5 protein-coding genes are annotated in these 3,643 nt (G+C 59.5%); all 5 read left to right on the top strand.

Features of this window, described 5'->3' with window-relative positions:
• Window positions 1-116 precede the first annotated feature (116 nt).
• Window positions 117-1,121: an autotransporter outer membrane beta-barrel domain-containing protein gene (locus PHP91_RS17215; protein ID WP_300143755.1), complete on the top strand. Its 1,005-nt coding sequence runs from the start codon at window positions 117-119 to the stop codon at window positions 1,119-1,121.
• Window positions 1,122-1,203: 82 nt separating this feature from the next.
• Window positions 1,204-1,923, top strand: a complete 720-nt coding sequence (locus tag PHP91_RS17210) for a glycosyltransferase family 2 protein (RefSeq protein WP_300143753.1) — start codon at window positions 1,204-1,206, stop codon at window positions 1,921-1,923.
• A complete protein-coding gene (locus tag PHP91_RS17205; protein WP_300143751.1) occupies window positions 1,910-2,308 on the top strand; it encodes a DUF2304 domain-containing protein in 399 nt (132 codons plus the stop codon). Before PHP91_RS17210 ends, PHP91_RS17205 begins: the two co-directional genes overlap by 14 nt.
• 157 nt (window positions 2,309-2,465) lie before the next feature.
• Entirely contained in the window at window positions 2,466-3,272 is an 807-nt protein-coding gene (locus PHP91_RS17200) for a dienelactone hydrolase family protein (RefSeq protein ID WP_300143749.1), read from the top strand.
• A 1-nt stretch (window position 3,273) separates the two neighbouring features.
• A partial coding sequence (locus PHP91_RS17195; protein WP_300143746.1) for a hypothetical protein occupies window positions 3,274-3,643 on the top strand: 370 nt, incomplete at its 3' end.

The following is a 3,643-nucleotide window of genomic DNA, read 5'->3' as shown; positions in this document are numbered from 1 at the left end:
GAATCGGGTATTCATGAGTTAATAATTAACGGCCTGGTGCGGGTCAAAACTATTCAGGTTATCGATTTCATTAAGGAAGTTGTCGATGATTCTGGAGCAGGAAGGATGATGAAGCCATGAAAAAACTTGCAACAATTTTCGCTGTGCTGGCTCTGTTGATGCTTGCTTCGATTGCAAGCGCCGACAACAATGGTCAGACTGTGGCCAACGATGACATCGTCAAGAACACTTCGACCGTCATCGCGAATGCTGTGGTCGGCCGCATTGCGCAGGTCGTTTCGCCCGCTCCCAAGCCCGTCAACACGAGCAGCCTCGACGCGAACGGCAATTTCAAGTTCGCTCTGAACGCCCAGGACCTGGGTATCGCCTCCGGTGGCGCTGCCGACACGATCGGCATCTGGGGCCTCGGCGCCTACACCAATTTCAAGAGCACCGCTTCCGGCGCACGGTATGACGCGGACGCGTACAACATCTTCCTCGGCGTCGACTGGCGTGCGACCTCCGATCTGCTGATCGGTCTGGCCGGCGGCTGGGGCTCCCTGGATCTGGACAAGAAGTGGGGCAACAACGGTTACATCCGGACGGATGACGAACTGACGATCATGCCTTACGCCGCTTACAACTTCACTGACGATCTGATCGCCGACGCCGCCTTCGCCTACTCCAACGGCGAATACAAGGACAACGACGGCACCAACACCGGCAAGTACACTTCCGACCGGTACATGACCAACGTCGGCCTGTCCTATTACTACCTGATCGACCAGTGGACCTTGAGCGCCCGCGCCGGGTACATGTATGTGCAGGGTAACCTGGGCAGCTACTCCCGCGGCGGCGTGGATGTCGCCAACCCGGATTCCTGGCTCAGCCAGGCCAACCTGCAGGCCAAGGCCGCCTATCTCTTTGCCAACGGCTTCGAGCCCTATGCCGCTCTGAAGTACATGGTGGACCTGCAGACCTCTTCGATCCCGGTCGGTTCCGACTACGATGAGTTCGAAGGCTCCCTGGGCCTGAACTGGAACATCGACAACTGGGTGCTGAACGTCGAAGGCGGCATGTCCATGGGACGTGACGAATTCGAAGCCTACCGCGGTCAGTTCTACGTTCGCTACGAGTTCTAATTCCCGATTGTCTTGAAAAGGAAAAGAGGTGGCTTTGGCCACCTCTTTTTTTCTCCCCTCAACAGATGGAGAGGCCCGATTCATGGCCGATGCTTTCAAGGTGGCCATCATAATTCCGGCCTTCAATGAGGCTCCGACCATTGGCGGCGTAGTTGCTTCAGCCTGTTCCCTCGGACACGCCGTCTTTGTCGTCGACGACAGCAGTTGCGATGCGACGGGGAAGGTCGCGGCGGAGGCTGGGGCGACCGTGTTACGGATGCCCTATCAACAGGGAGCCTGGGGGGCCATTCAGGCCGGTATGCGCTACGCCCTCAACTTGGGGTATGGCCTGTTCATCACCATGGACGCAGACGGGCAGCACGAGCCGCAGCATATCGCCACCCTCATCGATGCGTACAGGGCCAGAAACGAGAACCTGATCATCGGCAGTTGCCCCGAACGGGGCAGCAAGGCGCGCAAGCTTGCGTGGTGCGTCTTTTCCATGCTGACCCGACTGCGGGCCAAAGACATTACCTCGGGGTTCCGGTTGTATGATCATCGGGCAGCCGGAGTGCTGCTGTGCAACGAAGCGTCGCTTCTCGACTATCAGGATCTGGGTGTGTTGCTATTATTGCGGCGGCATCATATGCATTTTGGGGAAGTCGCCATCCCCATGAGGACCCGGCTGGTCGGCCATTCCCGTATCTTTGACACATGGTTGAAGGTCGCGCGCTATCTGGCGACCACCATGTTATGGATTTTTGCCGATTGGGTGTCACCGCCGAGACGGCTGTCCTGCAGGAAGCAAGATGATTCGCTATAACGTCCTCTCCGTCGTCCTCGCCGTTTTTTTCGGCGGCTGGACCTTCTACCTGGTGCGGCGGCAGCGCCTCGGCATCTACCAAACCTTGATGTGGGTGTGCACCGCCTTGGGCCTGGTTCTCGCCGGCGCCTTCCCCAAGGCCTTCGACTGGCTGGGGCACCGCCTGGGCGTCGCCTACCCGCCCGTGCTGCTCATAGTCGTCACGCTTTGCCTCATTGTGGTCAAGCTGTTGATGATGGACATCGAGCGGACCGCCCATGAAACCAAGCTGCGGATACTGACGCAGCGCATGGCCGCCTATGAGGCCGAACTGAGCAAGCTCCGGGAGAGGAGGGCGGCACCCGGTGATTTGGATAAGGCGACGGATAACATCAAGGAATCCTAACGGTTAGTTTGACACATTAATTTCCGAAAGATGTTGACAAAGTTGGAAATGTGAGTGATTTTAGTATTGCTTCAACAACTTCCTTAATTTGCGGGGACTGGTTTGCTTTGTAGGAAACTACAGATCAAACCAGTTCTACTTTTATGGGGCGACCAAAATGTTCCGCCGCTTTCTGCTCATCTTCGTTCTTGTGGCGTTGGCGGGTTGTGCAAGCCGCTCCGCCGTCTTGGGGCGCGCCTCCGAGGCGGGCCTCGCCGAGGCGACCTTCGCCGGAACATATTTCGATTTGCGGGAGTATGTGCGGGGAAACGGACCTGTCGTCCACATCTATATCGAGGGGGACGGAAAGGCCTGGCGCAATCGCCGGACGCCGTCATCCGATCCGACTCCCGACGATCCCGTAGCGCTCGAACTGGCGCTGACCGATTTGCATCCTGCGGTGGCCTATCTGGCCCGTCCCTGCCAATATGTCGCGGGGGAGCAGCGCAGGAACTGCTGTTTCCCGCTCTGGACCTCTGCCCGTTTTGCCGAACCCGTCGTGGCGGACATGAATCTAGCCATAGATGACATCAAGGCTCGCACTCATGCCGGACGGGTTGCGCTCATCGGCTATTCCGGCGGGGGAGCCATCGCATTGCTGGTGGCCGCGCGGCGCAATGACGTCGATATCGTCGTCACCGTGGCGGGCAATCTCGACCATGCGTTCTGGACCCGGCTGCATGGCGTGTCGCCGCTTCGCGACTCGTTGAACCCGAGGGATTACGCCCCGGCGTTGCAATCCATCCGTCAAGTTCATATTGTGAGCGAGGATGATGCGATCGTCCCCGGCTCGGTGGTGCAAAGCTATCTCGGGGCGATGCCGGACAAAGGCGACGTTCGGGTGATCGCCATCAAGGGCGTCAGCCATGGCGGGGATTGGGCCGCCGTGGTTCCCGGCCTGCTCAAGCAAGAAGGCGTTTGGTAGCGTGAAGCAAGACGATTCGGCCATAAATCTATACCCGGCCCTCATCGCCCTCGTCCTGATTCTGCTCCTTTCGGCCGCCTGGTGCGCCCACCGGGACTGGCGCAGCCTCGTCGACCGGGGCGTCGCCGTGGACGGCGTGCCCATGGTGACGAATAACGACGGGTACTACCACCTGTCCGAGGCCCGCCGAATCGTCCGGGAGGGGGGCCATCCCTCCGAATTTTTCGTTTCGCTCCATCGCTCGCTGCTGATCCCGGCCCTGCTGGCGGCCGTCGGCGGCGAGGGCGACCTCGACCTGCTTTCCGTCTCGATATGGGTCGGGCCCGTCCTCGGGCTGACCATGGTCCTGGCTGTGCTGCCCTGGGCCTGGC

Origin of the sequence: Pseudodesulfovibrio sp., from assembly GCF_028692895.1 — a bacterium.
In the GTDB taxonomy this organism is placed as follows: domain Bacteria; phylum Desulfobacterota; class Desulfovibrionia; order Desulfovibrionales; family Desulfovibrionaceae; genus Pseudodesulfovibrio.
The sequence above is the reverse complement of the archived record's forward strand: the minus strand, read 5'-3'. Positions and strand labels throughout refer to the sequence as shown.